Annotated in this window: 19 protein-coding genes and 1 riboswitch; of the genes, 9 read left to right on the top strand and 10 right to left on the bottom strand. The window is 37.9% G+C overall.

Going from position 1 to position 15,639, the window contains the following annotated elements; genetic code table 11:
* Positions 1 to 8: 8 nt before the first annotated feature.
* Complete coding sequence (locus tag LJY09_RS24140; RefSeq protein ID WP_028411857.1) at positions 9 to 968, bottom strand: metal ABC transporter solute-binding protein, Zn/Mn family; 960 nt, start codon at positions 966 to 968, stop codon at positions 9 to 11.
* 83 nt (positions 969 to 1,051) lie between these two features.
* Entirely contained in the window at positions 1,052 to 2,239 is a 1,188-nt protein-coding gene (locus LJY09_RS24135) for a GTP-binding protein (RefSeq protein ID WP_028411856.1), read from the bottom strand.
* A gap of 119 nt (positions 2,240 to 2,358) precedes the next feature.
* On the opposite strand from LJY09_RS24135, the gene LJY09_RS24130 reads away from it, so the two are divergent.
* Positions 2,359 to 2,931, top strand: coding sequence for a beta-class carbonic anhydrase (locus tag LJY09_RS24130; protein ID WP_028411855.1), 573 nt, complete (start codon positions 2,359 to 2,361; stop codon positions 2,929 to 2,931).
* A 3-nt stretch (positions 2,932 to 2,934) separates the two neighbouring features.
* Here LJY09_RS24130 and yidD read toward each other — a convergent pair whose 3' ends face one another.
* Positions 2,935 to 3,162: a membrane protein insertion efficiency factor YidD gene (gene yidD, locus LJY09_RS24125; RefSeq protein ID WP_080754454.1), complete on the bottom strand. Its 228-nt coding sequence runs from the start codon at positions 3,160 to 3,162 to the stop codon at positions 2,935 to 2,937.
* A 150-nt stretch (positions 3,163 to 3,312) separates the two neighbouring features.
* Between yidD and LJY09_RS24120 the strand changes: the two genes are divergently transcribed.
* The 5 genes from LJY09_RS24120 to ytkD all read left to right on the top strand — a co-directional run bounded on the left by LJY09_RS24120 (position 3,313) and on the right by ytkD (position 5,865).
* Positions 3,313 to 3,786, top strand: coding sequence for an S-ribosylhomocysteine lyase (locus LJY09_RS24120; protein WP_013059547.1), 474 nt, complete (start codon positions 3,313 to 3,315; stop codon positions 3,784 to 3,786).
* Positions 3,787 to 3,936: 150 nt separating this feature from the next.
* Complete coding sequence (locus tag LJY09_RS24115; protein ID WP_013059546.1) at positions 3,937 to 4,377, top strand: Dps family protein; 441 nt, start codon at positions 3,937 to 3,939, stop codon at positions 4,375 to 4,377.
* A gap of 92 nt (positions 4,378 to 4,469) precedes the next feature.
* Positions 4,470 to 4,895 (top strand): phage holin family protein, encoded by a 426-nt coding sequence (locus tag LJY09_RS24110; RefSeq protein ID WP_014457957.1) that lies wholly within the window; start codon positions 4,470 to 4,472, stop codon positions 4,893 to 4,895.
* A 74-nt stretch (positions 4,896 to 4,969) separates the two neighbouring features.
* Positions 4,970 to 5,290, top strand: a complete 321-nt coding sequence (locus LJY09_RS24105; protein WP_028411854.1) for a hypothetical protein — start codon at positions 4,970 to 4,972, stop codon at positions 5,288 to 5,290.
* A gap of 104 nt (positions 5,291 to 5,394) precedes the next feature.
* A complete protein-coding gene (gene ytkD, locus LJY09_RS24100) occupies positions 5,395 to 5,865 on the top strand; it encodes an RNA deprotection pyrophosphohydrolase (RefSeq protein WP_013059543.1) in 471 nt (156 codons plus the stop codon).
* Between the two features lie 46 nt (positions 5,866 to 5,911).
* Here ytkD and LJY09_RS24095 read toward each other — a convergent pair whose 3' ends face one another.
* From LJY09_RS24095 to LJY09_RS24085, 3 genes are all read right to left on the bottom strand, one after another.
* Entirely contained in the window at positions 5,912 to 6,631 is a 720-nt protein-coding gene (locus LJY09_RS24095; protein WP_223269001.1) for an ABC transporter permease, read from the bottom strand.
* A gap of 73 nt (positions 6,632 to 6,704) precedes the next feature.
* On the bottom strand, positions 6,705 to 7,475 hold the full coding sequence (locus LJY09_RS24090; RefSeq protein ID WP_028411852.1) for an ABC transporter ATP-binding protein: 771 nt from the start codon (positions 7,473 to 7,475) through the stop codon (positions 6,705 to 6,707).
* 1 nt (position 7,476) lies between these two features.
* Positions 7,477 to 8,475, bottom strand: coding sequence for an ABC transporter substrate-binding protein (locus LJY09_RS24085; RefSeq protein ID WP_028411851.1), 999 nt, complete (start codon positions 8,473 to 8,475; stop codon positions 7,477 to 7,479).
* Positions 8,476 to 8,647: 172 nt separating this feature from the next.
* On the opposite strand from LJY09_RS24085, the gene LJY09_RS24080 reads away from it, so the two are divergent.
* Both LJY09_RS24080 and LJY09_RS24075 read left to right on the top strand, forming a co-directional pair.
* The gene (locus LJY09_RS24080; protein WP_028411850.1) at positions 8,648 to 9,430 is read left to right on the top strand and encodes an alpha/beta hydrolase family protein; all 783 of its coding nucleotides are present in this window, start codon (positions 8,648 to 8,650) and stop codon (positions 9,428 to 9,430) included.
* 54 nt (positions 9,431 to 9,484) lie between these two features.
* Complete coding sequence (locus LJY09_RS24075; protein WP_028411849.1) at positions 9,485 to 9,727, top strand: DUF2584 domain-containing protein; 243 nt, start codon at positions 9,485 to 9,487, stop codon at positions 9,725 to 9,727.
* A 34-nt stretch (positions 9,728 to 9,761) separates the two neighbouring features.
* Here the strand turns inward: LJY09_RS24075 and pckA are convergent, their stop codons facing one another.
* Positions 9,762 to 11,351 carry a phosphoenolpyruvate carboxykinase (ATP) gene (pckA, locus tag LJY09_RS24070; protein WP_028411848.1) on the bottom strand — a complete coding sequence of 530 codons (1,590 nt, stop codon included), beginning with the start codon at positions 11,349 to 11,351 and terminating at the stop codon, positions 9,762 to 9,764.
* Between the two features lie 374 nt (positions 11,352 to 11,725).
* Positions 11,726 to 11,843, top strand: a riboswitch (SAM riboswitch).
* A gap of 132 nt (positions 11,844 to 11,975) precedes the next feature.
* Between pckA and metK the strand changes: the two genes are divergently transcribed.
* The gene (metK, locus tag LJY09_RS24065) at positions 11,976 to 13,178 is read left to right on the top strand and encodes a methionine adenosyltransferase (protein WP_013059536.1); all 1,203 of its coding nucleotides are present in this window, start codon (positions 11,976 to 11,978) and stop codon (positions 13,176 to 13,178) included.
* A 31-nt stretch (positions 13,179 to 13,209) separates the two neighbouring features.
* Here metK and LJY09_RS24060 read toward each other — a convergent pair whose 3' ends face one another.
* The 3 genes from LJY09_RS24060 to LJY09_RS24050 form a co-directional block, all read right to left on the bottom strand.
* Positions 13,210 to 14,355: a glycosyltransferase family 4 protein gene (locus LJY09_RS24060; RefSeq protein WP_028411847.1), complete on the bottom strand. Its 1,146-nt coding sequence runs from the start codon at positions 14,353 to 14,355 to the stop codon at positions 13,210 to 13,212.
* A gap of 18 nt (positions 14,356 to 14,373) precedes the next feature.
* Positions 14,374 to 14,898, bottom strand: coding sequence for a phosphatase PAP2 family protein (locus LJY09_RS24055; protein WP_028411846.1), 525 nt, complete (start codon positions 14,896 to 14,898; stop codon positions 14,374 to 14,376).
* Between the two features lie 191 nt (positions 14,899 to 15,089).
* Positions 15,090 to 15,617, bottom strand: a complete 528-nt coding sequence (locus LJY09_RS24050) for a gamma carbonic anhydrase (protein WP_028411845.1) — start codon at positions 15,615 to 15,617, stop codon at positions 15,090 to 15,092.
* Positions 15,618 to 15,639: the final 22 nt, after the last annotated feature.

Genomic DNA, 15,639 nt, shown 5'->3' with positions numbered 1-15,639 from the left:
TTTTTTTATTAATATAATGCTTTTTTCAACGTATCAATGTTGTGTTGCATAATGGAGAAATAATCTTCTTTATTTTTAACATCGTTTTTCGTTAATGACTCTAAGTTATGAAGTGTTAAAGCTTGAGCTCCCACTTCATTTTTTACAAGTGTAGACACTTTAGGCTTTAAATTTTGGTCAAAGATAAAGTATTTGATATGGTCTTTTTTTGCTTGTTTTACGATGTTTTCTAATTGTTTTTGAGACGGCTCATTTGTAGGAGATAAACCCGCTACGCTAATTTGCTTTAATCCGTATCGTTTTTCCCAGTAGCCGTAGGCTGCATGTGATACTAAAATTTCTTTATGAGGTGCGTCGCCAATCGTTGTTTTTAACTCTTGGTTCACATCTTCAAGCTGAGTCTTTAAGGATTGGAAGTTCTTTTCAAATTCTGCTTTTTTATCTGGTTTTAATTCAACAAGTTCATTTTTAATATTTTCTGCTAATTGAATAGCTAAAATAGGATCAAGCCAAACGTGAGGGTCTGTATCTCCGTGGTGATGCTCTTCTTCATGTGCATGTTCGTCCTCATGGGCATGCTCATCTTCAGAACTCTTTGCTAGTTCAATTCCTTTTGCAGCTTCTACTAAAGCGACATCTTCATTCTTTAGCGTAGACTGTGCTTTATCTGCAAAGCCTTCAAGCCCAATTCCTGAGTAAACGAATGCGTCCGCGTTTGCGATTTTGACCATTGTTTTTGTGGTAGGTTCAAATGAGTGAGCATCTACACCTGTTGGTAAAATGCTTTTAGCTTCTACATATTTTCCACCGATTTTTTCAGTGAAATCCTGTAAAGGGTAAATTGTTGTGTAAACTTCTAATTTTTTATTTTTATTATCAGATGCGTTATTTGCACTGCTTGAACTGCACCCTGCAAGGGCTGTTCCAATTCCTAATGCCAGCACCATTAAAAGTGGTTTGAATTTCATTATGTTGCTCCTTCCGTTCGTATCGTAACCATTTATGACCTATGTTATTATATCGTAATTATTACGATTTGAAAACTAAAAATTTACGCACTTACTGTAAACTTAGGAAGGGGGTCTTTGAAAGTAGCCCAATCTTGATTCATTTCCTCATTTGTCAGCAAACAGTGGTCTAAAGTTTCAATTATTTCAGCTTTGTTCATATCAATACCAATGAATACAAGCTCGTTAATACGGTCTCCAAATTGTTCATCCCATTTTGCTCGTAATTCAGGTTCTTCCTTTAAGGTTTGTTCCCTTTCCTCTGCTATGTACGTTGCGACCCATTCACCCGCTCCTTGAATCATAATGGACGTACCTGCTTGAGAAAGAAGTCCTGCCATATGGTTACGTGAAGCAAGCCAGAAAAATCCTTTTGCACGTACAATATCAACCGGCCAGTCCTCTAACCATTTCATAAAGCGTTCAGGATGAAGGGGACGATTCCTTCTATATACAAAAGAAGAAATACCAAACTCTTCTGTTTCAGGCGTATGGTGTTCTTCATTTAATTCTTTAATCCATCCGGCTCCTTGACTAGCTTTTTCAAAGTCGAATAAGTCGGTATGAAGTATGGTTTCAAGTTTTACCTCACTATTAATTGTTTGGATAACAGTGGCCTCTGAGTTTAATTTGTGAAGAACAGCCTGCAGCTCATCTGCATCATCTTTTGTTAACAAATCAACTTTGTTTAATAAAATGACGTTTGCAAATTCAATTTGATCGATTAATAAATCAACCACTTCTCTTTTATCGTTTTCATCCGTTCCTTCTTTGCGGTCTAATAAGCTTTCACCTGATGAAAAGTCTTCCCAAAAGCGATTAGCATCTACTACAGTGACCATCGTATCTAATGAACATTTCTGAGTTAAATCAATGCCAAGCTCTTCATCAATATAAGTAAATGTTTGAGCAACAGGGATAGGTTCGCTGATTCCGGAAGATTCAATGACAATATAATCAATATCATCATTGTCAGCCAGGCGTTCTACCTCTTTCATTAAATCATCTCGAAGCGTACAGCAAATACAGCCATTTTGCATTTCAACAAGTTTTTCTTCTGTTCGAGAAAATCCGCCTTGTTTAACTAAGTCTGCATCAATATTTACTTCGCTCATGTCATTGACAATGACCGCGACCTTTAAACCTTCTTTATTTTTTAAAATATGGTTCAAAAGAGTTGTTTTACCTGACCCAAGGTATCCGCTTAAAACGGTAACGGGAATTTTTTTCACTGTTATAACCTACTTTCTTGTCTTTAAATAATAATGATTACGATTTAACACTTTTCATCTTATAGGAAAAAGTATTATAATACAAGAAAGAATTTTTTTTATGAAGGAGAAGACAGCAAATGAGCTTATTACAAGATGTTTTAGAATTCAACAAAAAATTTGTAGAAGAAAAGAAGTATGAACTTTACGAAACAAGCAAATTCCCTAATAAAAAAATGGTTATTTTATCGTGTATGGACACAAGATTGGTAGAATTGCTTCCGCACGCTTTAAATCTGCGTAACGGAGACGTGAAAATTGTTAAAAATGCAGGAGCACTTGTTTCACATCCATTTGGAAGTATTATGCGAAGCATTTTAGTAGCTGTGTACGAGCTACAAGCTGATGAGGTATGTGTAATTGGTCACCATGACTGCGGAGCAGGTAAACTTCAGGCGGAACCTTTTTTAGAGAAAGTAAGAGCAAAAGGCATCTCAGATGAAGTGATTAATACCATTGAATATTCTATGGACTTGAAAAAATGGTTAACGGGTTTTGATTCAGTAGAAGAGACTGTTCAGCATAGTGTAGAGACAATTCGTAATCATCCTCTATTTTCAAAAGATACTCCTGTACATGGACTAGTTATTGATCCAAATACAGGAAAGCTAGATGTTGTTGTAAATGGGTATGAAGCAATCGAAAACAACTAAAGCTTAGTGTGATTTTTTCTCAGGTACTTCATCGATGCCACCCGGATGGAACGGGTGGCATTTTAAAATGCGTTTTATAGTCAAATAAGATCCCTTTACGGCACCAAAGCGTTTAATGGATTCAACTCCGTACTGGGAGCAAGTAGGGTAAAACCGGCACCTTGCCGGAAGAAAAGGCGAAATTCCTTTTTGATATCCTTTTATAAGTAAAAGCAAAAGCTTTGCAATCATTTATTATCACGTTCTTTCTTTCGTGTTTGCTCATACTATAAGGGATAGAAGGAATAAAAAGCAACTAAAAGAAATAAAGGTTATTAAATGGATGAAATATATCGGAATTGCATGTTATGATAGGTGAAAGAAGAAAAAAGGAGTGGTATTATGCCATCAGTAGAAAGTTTTGAGCTAGATCATAATGCGGTTAAAGCACCTTACGTAAGACACTGCGGTGTTCACAAAGTGGGAAGCGACGGCGTTGTAAATAAATTCGATATTCGTTTTTGCCAACCAAACAAACAAGCAATGAAGCCGGACGTTATTCATACGTTAGAGCATTTATTAGCTTTTAATATTCGTACTCATGTAGAAAAATACGATCACTTTGATATTATTGATATTTCGCCTATGGGATGTCAAACTGGGTACTACTTAGTAGTGAGCGGCGAGCCAACTGTACGTGAAATCATTGACTTGTTAGACGATACGTTAAAAGATGCAATTAATATTACTGAAATTCCAGCAGCAAACGAAAAGCAGTGTGGTCAAGCGAAACTTCACGATTTAGAAGGAGCAAAACGCTTAATGAAGTTCTGGTTAGAACAGGACAAAGAAGATTTAGAAAAAGTATTTGGCTAAAAATAAGCAGTCCGCTGGGCTGCTTATTTTATTTGGAAAAGATAAATGATTAAAGAAAGGGAAATGTCTCTTTTTATGAAAAAAATGTTTTAATCAACTAAAAAAGGGTACAACTATACTATACAAAGAGTTCACAAAGGAGCGAACAACATGGCAGCAAATGTAAATGAAATTGTTAATAAACAAGTGGCAAACTTTAGTGTAATGTACATAAAACTTCATAATTTTCATTGGTACGTGAAAGGTGAACAATTCTTCACTCTTCATGAAAAGTTTGAAGAGCTGTATACGGAAACAGCTACAATTATTGATGACCTTGCAGAACGCCTCTTAGCATTAGAAGGAAAACCTGTGGCAACAATGAAAGAATCGTTAGAACTTTCTTCTATTAAAGAAGCGGATGGAAGCGAAACGGCTAAAGACATGGTTGCTTCTTTAGTAAGCGATTTTGATACGCTAACTGCTGAATTAAAAGAAGGAATGGATGCAGCCGGTGAAGCGGGCGACGAAACAACAGGAGACATGCTGTTAGCCATTCATCAAAGCTTAGAAAAACATACGTGGATGTTAAAATCATTCCTAGGCAAGTAAGTAAAACCTGCGAGTACTCGCAGGTTTTTTTTATGATAAGATGGACGAACACTTTTTTTTCACTGGCATATACTGTAGGGATATGACTGCTTATGACTGCTGAAAGGGTGAAAAAAGTGGATATGCAGAAGCTTTCTGTCTTAATAATCTCAAGTTTAGGTTCACTGGCTTTTTTTTTATTTGGAGAGTGGGACTATTTACTAATGGCTTTAGTAGCATTAGTGGCAATGGATTACTTGACGGGTACAATTGCAGCTTTTATAAATAAACGTTTATCTAGCAAAGTAGGTTTTAAAGGAATTGCCAAAAAGATTTTTATTTTTGCCATGATTGCTGTAGCAAACTTTATCGATTCTGTATTTTGGGAAAACGGTCATATTATTCGAGATGGAGCTATTTTGTTCTATATTTTAAACGAAATGATTTCAATTACAGAAAACGCAAGAATTGTAGGGGTTCCGATTCCAGAGCCGTTAAAAAAAGCAATAGCGATTTTAAAAGACCGCTTTAAATCGTAGAGTGTATAAAAAAAGAATAAGATACACATAAGAAAGATAAGTTGGCACTAGAAAGAAGGAGCTGAATATCTTTCATGACAAAAAAATATTATGTATCTCTGAGTTCAGGAGAAATCAATCAGTCAAATACTGCTTCAGATTGGAATTATGCGATTGAAGCAACAGATGAAGAAGTGGAGCAGCTGAGAATCTATTTAGATCAGCGCGCTTCAAGCGATTGGTCAAGCTTTTGGCGATCACATATTCCGTATCTGGAATATCATCATGATTCTCAAAATGATATGTACGATAAAACAACAGTTGAGATATATGCCATGCTTTATAAGCTGGGAGACGATGAAACAAAATCACATATCAAACAGATGAATATTTTATCTTCAGATAGAACGGAATAAGGGGTAAAAAGCAAAGAAAAAAAGTACGAGCATACTTTTCTTATCAGGTATGGCCGTAATGTATGATAAAATAAGGGAAAAATCAAATGGAGTTTGAGTCGACCATGTACACATTTAAGGATGCATATCATAATCAAGTATTTTTATCATTTGAAAAAAATCCATTCTCGAAAACTCCACGTCATGTTTGGGTCGTATGCAGGTATGAAAATCAATGGTTGCTAACGAATCACTCAAAACGAGGTTTAGAATTTCCCGGAGGAAAACTAGAAGGCAATGAAGTACCAGAAGAAGCAGCGGTTCGAGAAGTGTTTGAAGAAACAGGCGGAGAAGTCTCTTCTTTAACTTATATTGGTCAATATAAAGTAGTAAGTAAAGGAAAGACTATTATTAAAAACATTTATTTTGCTACGATTGGAAATGTAATTAAAAAAGAAGACTACATGGAAACAGATGGTCCCGTAATGATTGACGAACTACCTTCGGGCATTCAACAAGATGATGCGTACAGCTTCATCATGAAAGATAATGTTTTACAATATGTAATGAAATATGTAAAGCGAACATTTTTGTAAAAGCATCATATCAACGAAAATACCCCCGTTTGTACGGGGGTATTTTTTATGAGCGTCGGATCAATTTCTTTTCTAAATAAGCCACGCCTTGGTACATAATCGTAGCGAAAATGGCAATTAATAATAAGCTGAGAAGAACAAGAGTAAAGTTGAAGACTTGGAAACCATAAATAATCATATATCCAAGCCCTTTTGAAGAAACTAAAAATTCTCCTACGATGACGCCTACCCAAGATAAACCGACGTTTACTTTAAATGTGGAAATAATGGCAGGCATGGAAGCTGGAAGAATTGCTTCTTTAAAACAGCGGGTTTTCGTTGCCCCGAAGCTTTTTAGTAATTTAATATAGTTTGGATCCACTTCTTTAAAGGCTGTGTAAACGACGATGGATGTAATAATAACGGATATAATCGCTCCCATCGTTAAAATTGAGAAAAATCCTGGACCGATCGCTACTATTAAAATAGGGCCCAGCGCTACTTTAGGCATGGCGTTTAAAATAACGAGGTAAGGGTCTAATATGTTTGCAAGCCTAGTTGAATACCAAAGGGCCGTTGCAAGTAAAATACCTAGCAATGTGCCTAAAATGAAGCCAAGAACCGTTTCAAATAATGTAAAACCAATATGTTCTGCTAGCGAGCCGTCGGCAAGTTTAATTAAAAATAAATGCCACACTTTAGTAGGGGAACTGAAAATTAAAGGATCAATCCACTTTAAACGAGAAGCTAGTTCCCAGAAGCTAAAAAAGGCTAAAAAAATGACCATCTGCACGCTCAGTACTAATCGTTTTTCGCCCCGAACCTTGCGAAGGTAGCTTTCGTGAAGAGTATCTAGGGAGCTAGTGGGTTTCAAGTTGATCAAGCTCCTTCCATATGTCCATAAATAAATCGTTATAGACAGGATGCTGTCGTGCTTCAAACGGAGAGAGGGTTCGTAAAATAGAAGGAACCGTAAATGTTTTTGCGATCTTCCCCGGCTTGGCTGAGAATAAAAAGATTCGGCTGCTCATAGCAATGGCTTCGCCGATATCGTGCGTGACCAAAACGGCCGTTTTTTGATAGGTCATCAGTGTTTTGGAGACAAGTTCTTCAAGCTTGAGTTTTGTTTGAAAATCAAGTGCTGAAAAAGGCTCATCCAAGAGTAAAATAGCGGGGTCAATGGCAAGTGTTCGGACTAAAGCGACGCGTTGTCTCATGCCTCCGGATAACTGGTGCGGATATAGGTCATCTACGTCCTGTAAACCAATTTCTTTTAGAAGTGAAAGTGCTTTACTCTCTGTTTTATCTGTTAGCTGTCCGCGAATTTCAAGCCCAAGTAAAATATTTTCTTTAATGGTTTTCCACGGAAACAAATAATCTTGTTGAAGCATATAACCGATGTTTGGGACTGATGTTCCGATATTTTCACCGTCTATTGTGACAGAGCCGGACGTTGGTTCAATCAAGCCTGCAATAATCGATAGAAGCGTCGTTTTTCCACATCCGCTTGGGCCGAGAAAGGAAACGAATTCTCCTTCTTCAATAGACAAATTAATATGTTCAAGTGCAGTGGTAGCAGACTTTGTCGTAAGGTACATATGTTGAATATCTTGAATGTGAAGTTTTGTCATATTACTCCCTCATTGCATCTTTTGCGAATTTTGTGTTGACTAGCTTGCTGTGATCAATGTGTCTTGGAAGTTCTCCAGATTCGTCCATGATTGTTTGTAAATGATCCCACTCTTTCTCATCTAATAAAGGGTTAGTTGCAAAGGATTTTTGCGATTTATAGCGGTCAATAACAGTTTTTAGCGTGTCTTTAGGTGTATCTTCAAAATACGGTGCAACCACTTCAGCAATTTCATCTGTGCTATGTGTATTCACCCATTTTTGTGCTTTGTAAATAGCTCGAGTAAATTTAGCTGCTGCTTCAGGGTTATCTTTTAAATAGCTTTCTTTGGCCATAAATGTTGTATAAGGAACTGTTCCTGATTCTTTTCCGAAGGAAGCAACGATATGTCCTTTTCCTTGTTTCTCTAAAATACTAGCCGTTGGCTCAAATAATTGAACGTAATCTCCAGTACCAGAAGCAAAAGCATTCGCAACGTTAGCAAAATCAATGTTCTGAACGAGTTTTACATCTTTTTTAGGATCAATATTATGCTGTTTTAACACATATTCCCCTACCATTTGCGGCATGCCGCCTTTGCGTTGACCAAGAAACGTTTTGCCTTTAAGCTGATCCCATGAAAATTGATCGACCTTTTTACGTGCTACTAGAAATGTTCCGTCGGTTTGGGTTAGCTGTGCAAAGTTGATGACGGGATCACTAGACCCTTGTGCATATACGTAGATTGACGTTTCCGAGCCGACTAAGGCGACGTCGATGCCATCAGATAAAAGTGACGTCATTGTCTTATCTCCGCCCCAAGTTGTTTTTAAATCTACCTTTAGTCCTTCTTCTTCAAAAAAGCCTTTTGAAATAGCGACGTACTGGGGAGCATAAAAGATAGAGCGAGTTACTTCGCCGACACGAACCGTTTGTACAGATGTTGTTTTGCTGCAGCTAATTAGTGGAATGAGTAAAATCATAATAGCAAGCAAAGAAAAAAGCCATTTAATTGGTTTCATAAAGCAAACCTCCTTAAAGTAATAAAATATTTTATGATAATGTATGTAAAGAAGTGGAAGAAGGTGAGTGCCTATATAACTATGTGGAAAATCAAAGAAGTAGTAGTCAACGACTGAAAGTAAACCTTAGCGGAAGAAAGTAGGCTAGTTATATAAAGAATGGAGGAAAAAAATGAAAGATGGAACAATTCTTCATAAACAGCGTTTCCCATCATCAAATCCTCGCGTGACGCTGTGGGTGATTACATATGCATGTCAAGGGCTTAAGATTAAAGGAATGCTTGCAGAGCCAAAAGAAAAAGGAATGTATGACGGCTTTTTATACTTAAGAGGAGGTATTAAGAACGTAGGAACGGTTCGCCCTGCTCGACTCATTCAATTTGCTTCACAAGGTTTTATTGTGATGGCTCCGTTCTATAGGGGAAATCAAGGAGGCGAAGGAAACGAAGATTTTGCAGGAGATGATCGTTACGATGCTTTTGCTGCTTACGATTTACTGAAACAGCTCCCTAACGTCCACCATGACCGCATTCATATTTTTGGGTTTTCACGAGGGGGAGTGATGGCTTTACTCACAGCCATTGAAAAAAAAGACAGCCGTTCTCTTGTGCTATGGGGAGGCGTCACGGATATGGTGCTGACATATGAAGAAAGAGAAGATTTAAGAAGAATGATGAAGCGGGTGATTGGAGGAACTCCTTCTAAATATCCTGAAAGATACGAATGGAGGACACCTTTGCATCGTGCTCATCTCGTCGAGCCGCCGGTCTTGCTTATTCATGGTTTAGAAGATAAAAACGTCTCAATTGATCATTCCTATCAGCTCGAATCTAAACTAAAGAAGTCCAATAAAAAAGTTACCAGCTGGTATTTTGAAAACTTTCCACATGCTTTTCCACCAAAAGAAAACCGAGAAACGGTAAAGAAGTTAACGAAGTGGATGAAAGCGCAATAAAAGATATGCTACGATAGAAAAAACAAGTAGAATAACAGTGAGGAGTGAGAGAAAATGGGGATGCCGCTAGAATTAAATACAATGATTGTGACAAAAGGCAACGAAAAGCGTGTAACAGATAACATTTTTCAAGTTGAGAAAAAAGGATATCGTTTGTATCCGTTGGATATTCCATTAAACATTCACAAAACGAAAAATGGAGAATGTATTGGAACTGCTGTTGTGCGTAAGGTAGAAATGGAGCAGGAAAAAACCATTGTCACATATGAACTGACAAAATTACATTCGACTAACTAAAAAACCGATCGTCTATAAGACGATCGGTTTTTTATTAGACTCTAGGTCCGCCTAATGTTGAAATGTCCGATGCTACATCATTAAAACGCTTGAAGTTCGCTTTGAATTTAGCGGCAAGTTCAGTTGCTTTTTGGTTATAAGCTGTTGCATCGTTCCATGCTTTAGAAGGCTGAAGCACTTCATCAGGAACTCCCGGAACATGAGTTGGAATCGATAAACCAAAAATAGCATCTGTTACTGTTTCGGTATTAGCTAGTTCTCCTTCAAGAGCTGCTTGAACCATAGCTCGAGTGTAACTTAACTTCATTCGTTCACCCACGCCGTATTCACCGCCGGTCCATCCAGTGTTTACAAGGTAGACATTTACGTTATGTTCATCGATTTTCTTTCCTAGCATTTCTGCATAAGTTGTTGGAGCAAGAGGTAAGAAAGGCTCACCAAAGCATGTAGAGAAAGTAGCCTGTGGCGATGTTACGCCGCGCTCTGTTCCAGCTAACTTACTAGTGTATCCGCTCAGAAAATGGTACATCGCTTGTTCTTTTGTAAGCTTGCTGATTGGAGGTAAGACGCCGAAGGCATCAGCAGTTAAAAAGACAATAGCTGTAGGGTGCCCAGCAACGCTTGGCAATACCGTATTATCAATAGAGTCAATTGAATAAGCGGCACGAGTATTCTCTGTTAAACTATTATCATTGTAATCTGCTACTTTCGTATTTTGATTCAACACTACATTTTCCAGTACTGCGCCGAAGCGAATTGCATTAAAAATTTGCGGTTCTTTTTCTTCGGAAAGCTGAATGCACTTCGCGTAGCAGCCTCCTTCAATATTAAATACACCAGAGCTTGACCAACCGTGCTCGTCATCTCCGATTAAACGACGGTTTGCATCAGCAGAAAGCGTTGTTTTACCCGTTCCAGATAAACCAAAGAATAATGCAACGTCACCTTCTTCTCCTACGTTAGCAGAACAGTGCATGGATAGAATATTGTTTTGAGGAAGCAAGAAGTTCATCACTGAGAAAATGGATTTTTTCATTTCACCAGCGTATTCAGTTCCTCCAATTAGCACAATGCGTCGCTCTAATGAAAGAATAATGAAGGTTTCCGAATTCGTCCCGTCTGTTTCAGGGTCAGCTTTGAACGTTGGAGCTGCTACAATTGTAAACGGCTTCACATCATCATTTGTTTTTTGTTCAGCTGAAGGGCGAATGAATAACTGCTGAGCGAATAGGTTGTGCCATGCAAATTCATTAACTACTTGAATTGGTAACTGATACTTTTTATCAGCTCCAGCATATCCATTAAAAACAAAAAGTTCATCCTGCTTCTTTAAGTGGGTTAAGACTTTTTTGTATAGCGCATCGAATCGCTGAGCAGAAATTGGCTGATTGACGGGTCCCCATTCAACCGTTTTTGAAGATACAGCATCGCTTACAATAAATTTATCCAAAGGAGAGCGGCCTGTATATTTTCCGGTTTCGACTGACACAGCACCTGTAGAAGTCAGCGTTCCTTCGCGTCGAGCTAGAATTTTTTCAACAAGTTGTGGAACAGATAATTGGTGTTTTGTTGTTTTTAATTGAAGCAAACCATTTAATTCGATAGACATATCAACAGTACTCATGTGCACTACCTTCCTTTTTTAGCTATTATTTATTCATTAATGTTTGAAATTTATAATTAGTATAACACATTTATTTAATTATTCTATACTATTTAACTAAAAATGTTTGTGTATTATAAAAAAATGTACGTTATACCTATTTTAGACACATGTATATGTGCTAGAAGCGAAAAAAGTGAAGCTATTTCAAGTGAAAGCCTTTTTTTGGTCTGTCTTGTTAACCAAACTTCGTGATCATTCTTAATAAGGTATACTATTTTTAAATTTGAGTATGTTACATTAAAACAGATTCAAACATAAAGAGATGATTTCCATTTGAATGTTGTTGACAGTGAAGCGCTTTTTCATGTATTATATGTCCTTGAACGGATACTCTCTTATCCCGAGCTGGTGGAGGGACAGGCCCTGTGAAACCCAGCAACCATCGTCATTTTTTTGTGTAGACGATAAGGTGCTAACCTGATGCAAGGGCACAACCTTGATCGATAAGAGTGAAAGGCTTATGTAGAATTTGATACCTTTCCTCGATACAAGGAAAGGTTTTTTTATATTTTTTAACGTGTAATGAAAATAAGGGAATGAGTACCGTATCACAATGTATCGTATTTATAAGGAGGAAAACTGATGTCAACACAACGTCGTCTGTTCACGTCAGAATCTGTTACAGAGGGACATCCCGATAAAATTTGTGACCAAATTTCTGACTCAATTCTTGATGCTATCCTAGCAAAGGATCCAAATGCTCGTGTTGCTTGTGAAACAAGCGTAACAACTGGTTTAGTTTTAGTAAGCGGTGAAATTACAACTTCTACTTACGTGGATATTCCTAAAACAGTTCGTGAAACAATTAAAGGAATTGGCTATACTCGTGCAAAATACGGATTTGATGCTGAAACTTGTGCAGTATTAACATCTATCGACGAGCAGTCAGCTGATATCGCTGCTGGTGTAGACCAAGCGTTAGAAGCACGTGAAGGTCAAATGTCCGATGAAGAAATCGAAGCAATCGGAGCTGGAGACCAAGGGTTAATGTTTGGTTATGCATGTAACGAAACAAAAGAATTAATGCCTCTTCCAATTTCATTAGCTCATAAACTTGCTCGCCGTCTAACAGAAGTACGTAAAGAAGAAATTCTTCCTTACCTTCGCCCGGATGGTAAAACACAAGTAACAGTTGAATATGATGAAAACAACAAACCTGTTCGCATCGATACAATTGTTATTTCAACTCAGCATCACCCAGAAGTAACGTTAGAGCAAATTCAACGTAACTTAAAAGAATATGTAATTAATCCAGTTGTTCCAAATGAGTTAATTGATGAAAATACAAAGTATTTCATTAACCCAACAGGACGTTTCGTAATCGGCGGCCCTCAAGGAGATGCTGGTTTAACTGGTCGTAAAATTATCGTTGATACTTACGGCGGATATGCTCGTCACGGCGGCGGTGCATTCTCTGGTAAGGACGCAACAAAAGTAGACCGTTCAGCAGCTTATGCAGCTCGTTATGTTGCGAAAAACATTGTAGCAGCTGATCTTGCTGATAAATGTGAAGTACAACTAGCATATGCAATTGGTGTTGCACAGCCAGTATCTATTTCAATTGATACATTCGGTACAGGAAAAGTTTCTGAAGAAGTACTAGTAGATGTAGTACGCAAAAACTTTGACCTACGTCCAGCAGGCATCATTAAAATGCTTGATTTACGTCGCCCAATTTATAAGCAAACAGCAGCTTACGGTCACTTTGGTCGTACAGATGTGGAGCTTCCTTGGGAGTTCACAGACAAAGCTGAAGCATTAAAAACTCAAGCTTTAGCTAAATAATAAAAAAATCTCCGTGAAAACGGAGATTTTTTTATGCCCATTGAATACCTTCAGCAGATTTTTCTACGACATCTTCATATTCTGAAAGCAAATGCTGAAAAATGGCGTCCCATGATTGAGTAAGAGCATAGTGTCTCGCTGCATGGCTAAAGTGAAGCCGCTGGTGCAAATCATCAAGTAAACCTGTAATAGCCGAACTGAATTCTTCTAAGGAGTGAGGTTTGCAAAGGTAGCCGTTTCGCCCGTGCTGAACCATCTGTTTAACTCCTCCTGCATTTGCTGCCACCACGGGAGTTCCAGAAGCAAGAGACTCCAGTACGACATTTCCGAACGTTTCTGTTTCTGAAGGGAAAACAAACAAATCAGATGAAGAATAGATATGAGCAAGTTGCTTACCTTCAAGAAAGCCTGTAAATGTCATATGCTCAGATGCTTGCTGTTGCATTTGTTCTTTTAAAGGACCATCTCCCACAATAAGCCAGTGAACTTGGTGGCGGATATGATCAGGTAAAGATCGGGCAATTTTTAGTAAAAAATCAGCGTTCTTTTCTTTAGCTAACCTTCCTACATACGTTAAGATGTAGGGTTTTTTTATATTATATTTAATACGAATATCAAAGCGGTCATAGTGGGGATGGAACAATTTGTGATTTACCCCTCGCGACCAAATAGCTACGTTGTGAAACCCTTGTTTTTCTAGCTGCTGTTTGGTCACTTCGGAGGGAGCGAATAATTTTTGTACAGGTTTATAAAACCATTTCATATATTTTTGCAGTGGTACACGCATTTTTTCAAGTTCATAGTGAGATAAATAATCATCAAAATTGGTATGATAAGAGCCGACAAGAGGAATACCTAATCTTTTCCCGTAATAGGAGCCGCAAAGCCCCATTGTAAAAGGAGTGGCCAAATGAATAAGAGAAGGGTTGAATTCCTGCAGCTGCTTTTTAATTTTTAGAACGTTTGGCAATGAAAAGCGGCTGTTTGGATAAAGGAAAAACGGCATGCTAGGCGAGCGGTGAACGTATGTTGAAAACGACCGATTATGAGCAAATTCAGGAGCAAATACCTGGATGGGAATTTGCTTTGATTTGACATACTGAGTAAATTGATAAAGTGTTTTAGCAGCTCCGTTAACTTCCGGAGCAAATGTATCTGTAAATAAAGCAATTCTCATGAGTACTCCTCCTATCAATTAGACTAAAAATATGTTCAGTGAAACAGCACCTGAAAAGATGCCGAGTATCAGGCCTACCATGACATCCGTCGGATAGTGCAGACCGAGATAAATTCTTGAAATGCCTACCGTTACTGCAAGCGGCAAAAGAACGGCAGCGAAGGCTGGGTAAGTAATCATCAGAGGGGTAACTAACGAAAAAATAGCCGTTGTATGCCCCGATGGAAATGAATGATCTTTTAATGGATTTTCTAATACTTTTGTATGCTTTAGTTGAATATAAGGCCGTTGTCTCGGATATAGCTTCTTAGCAATGGCAACAGGAATATGGCTAACGGCTAGAGAAAACGCACAGGCGTAAGCGACGGATGAAGGATGCAGAAATAGCAGCAAGCACGCTATCACAATGGTAAACGTGGCTCCGCCGGCATGAGTTAGTAAACGTAAAAATCTATTTAAGTGCTTTCGATCAAAATGTTGATTTACACTTTTGAATAATCGGCATTCGGCATCGTATACATACTGAATTAACTTGGCTTTCATAGAGTCGCTCCCTTTTTAATAAATACGTCTTTATTATTCAGTTTAATCTTTAATTGTGGAGGCAGTACTAAAACGATGTAAATTAATATGGAAATTTCTTTACAATTGTGGAGAGAATAGAACATGATTAGAGAGTTTGTGGAGATACTAAAAAAATTCCCTCAGTATGACTTTCTGAGGGAACGTTTCCTTTATAATGAAGAATCAGATTTCTTAATAGACTTATAATACTGCCCTTTTTCTACATATTCTGTACGAATGCGCTGCATATCTTTTAAATCCTCCTCAGTCAGAGTGCGGATTACTTTAGCAGGTCGACCGAGTGCGAGAGTATTAGGTGGTATTTTTTTACCGGGAGGCACTAAACTTCCTGCACCGATAAAAGCACCTTCACCAATTTCCGCACCGTCTAAAATAATAGAGCCCATGCCAATGAGCGCGCGTTTGCGGATGATGGAGCTGTGTAAAATAACTTGATGTCCTACTGTCACATCATCCTCAATAAGCAAAGGAGCATTTGGGCTTTGATGGAGTGTTGATTGATCTTGTATATTTACTCGTTTCCCTATAATAGTAGGTGAAACATCTCCTCTAATAACGGTGTTAAACCAAATGCTGCTTTCTTCACCAATGGTGACATCTCCAGTAATCGTGACATAGTCTGCGAGGAAGCAGCTGGGTGCAATATTAGGCATTTTTTCTTTATACGGATAAATCATCAAATCATCTCCCTTTATTAGT

It is taken from the genome of Priestia sp. J2, assembly GCF_020790095.1.
Lineage (GTDB): Bacteria > Bacillota > Bacilli > Bacillales > Bacillaceae_H > Priestia > Priestia zanthoxyli.
This window is presented reverse-complemented; position numbering and strand designations above follow the sequence as displayed.

Excerpts from the sequence above, each read along its gene's own strand:
- LJY09_RS24140 (WP_028411857.1), bottom strand. The coding sequence starts at position 968 with ATGAAATTCAAACCACTTTTAATGGTGCTGGCATTAGGAATTGGAACA.
- LJY09_RS24130 (WP_028411855.1), top strand. The coding sequence starts at position 2,359 with ATGAGCTTATTACAAGATGTTTTAGAATTCAACAAAAAATTTGTAGAA.
- yidD (WP_080754454.1), bottom strand. The coding sequence starts at position 3,162 with ATGATTGCAAAGCTTTTGCTTTTACTTATAAAAGGATATCAAAAAGGA.
- LJY09_RS24120 (WP_013059547.1), top strand. The coding sequence starts at position 3,313 with ATGCCATCAGTAGAAAGTTTTGAGCTAGATCATAATGCGGTTAAAGCA.
- LJY09_RS24115 (WP_013059546.1), top strand. The coding sequence starts at position 3,937 with ATGGCAGCAAATGTAAATGAAATTGTTAATAAACAAGTGGCAAACTTT.
- LJY09_RS24110 (WP_014457957.1), top strand. The coding sequence starts at position 4,470 with ATGACTGCTGAAAGGGTGAAAAAAGTGGATATGCAGAAGCTTTCTGTC.
- LJY09_RS24105 (WP_028411854.1), top strand. The coding sequence starts at position 4,970 with ATGACAAAAAAATATTATGTATCTCTGAGTTCAGGAGAAATCAATCAG.
- ytkD (WP_013059543.1), top strand. The coding sequence starts at position 5,395 with ATGTACACATTTAAGGATGCATATCATAATCAAGTATTTTTATCATTT.
- LJY09_RS24095 (WP_223269001.1), bottom strand. The coding sequence starts at position 6,631 with ATGGTCATTTTTTTAGCCTTTTTTAGCTTCTGGGAACTAGCTTCTCGT.
- LJY09_RS24090 (WP_028411852.1), bottom strand. The coding sequence starts at position 7,475 with ATGACAAAACTTCACATTCAAGATATTCAACATATGTACCTTACGACA.
- LJY09_RS24085 (WP_028411851.1), bottom strand. The coding sequence starts at position 8,475 with ATGAAACCAATTAAATGGCTTTTTTCTTTGCTTGCTATTATGATTTTA.
- LJY09_RS24080 (WP_028411850.1), top strand. The coding sequence starts at position 8,648 with ATGAAAGATGGAACAATTCTTCATAAACAGCGTTTCCCATCATCAAAT.
- LJY09_RS24075 (WP_028411849.1), top strand. The coding sequence starts at position 9,485 with ATGGGGATGCCGCTAGAATTAAATACAATGATTGTGACAAAAGGCAAC.
- pckA (WP_028411848.1), bottom strand. The coding sequence starts at position 11,351 with ATGAGTACTGTTGATATGTCTATCGAATTAAATGGTTTGCTTCAATTA.
- metK (WP_013059536.1), top strand. The coding sequence starts at position 11,976 with ATGTCAACACAACGTCGTCTGTTCACGTCAGAATCTGTTACAGAGGGA.
- LJY09_RS24060 (WP_028411847.1), bottom strand. The coding sequence starts at position 14,355 with ATGAGAATTGCTTTATTTACAGATACATTTGCTCCGGAAGTTAACGGA.
- LJY09_RS24055 (WP_028411846.1), bottom strand. The coding sequence starts at position 14,898 with ATGAAAGCCAAGTTAATTCAGTATGTATACGATGCCGAATGCCGATTA.
- LJY09_RS24050 (WP_028411845.1), bottom strand. The coding sequence starts at position 15,617 with ATGATTTATCCGTATAAAGAAAAAATGCCTAATATTGCACCCAGCTGC.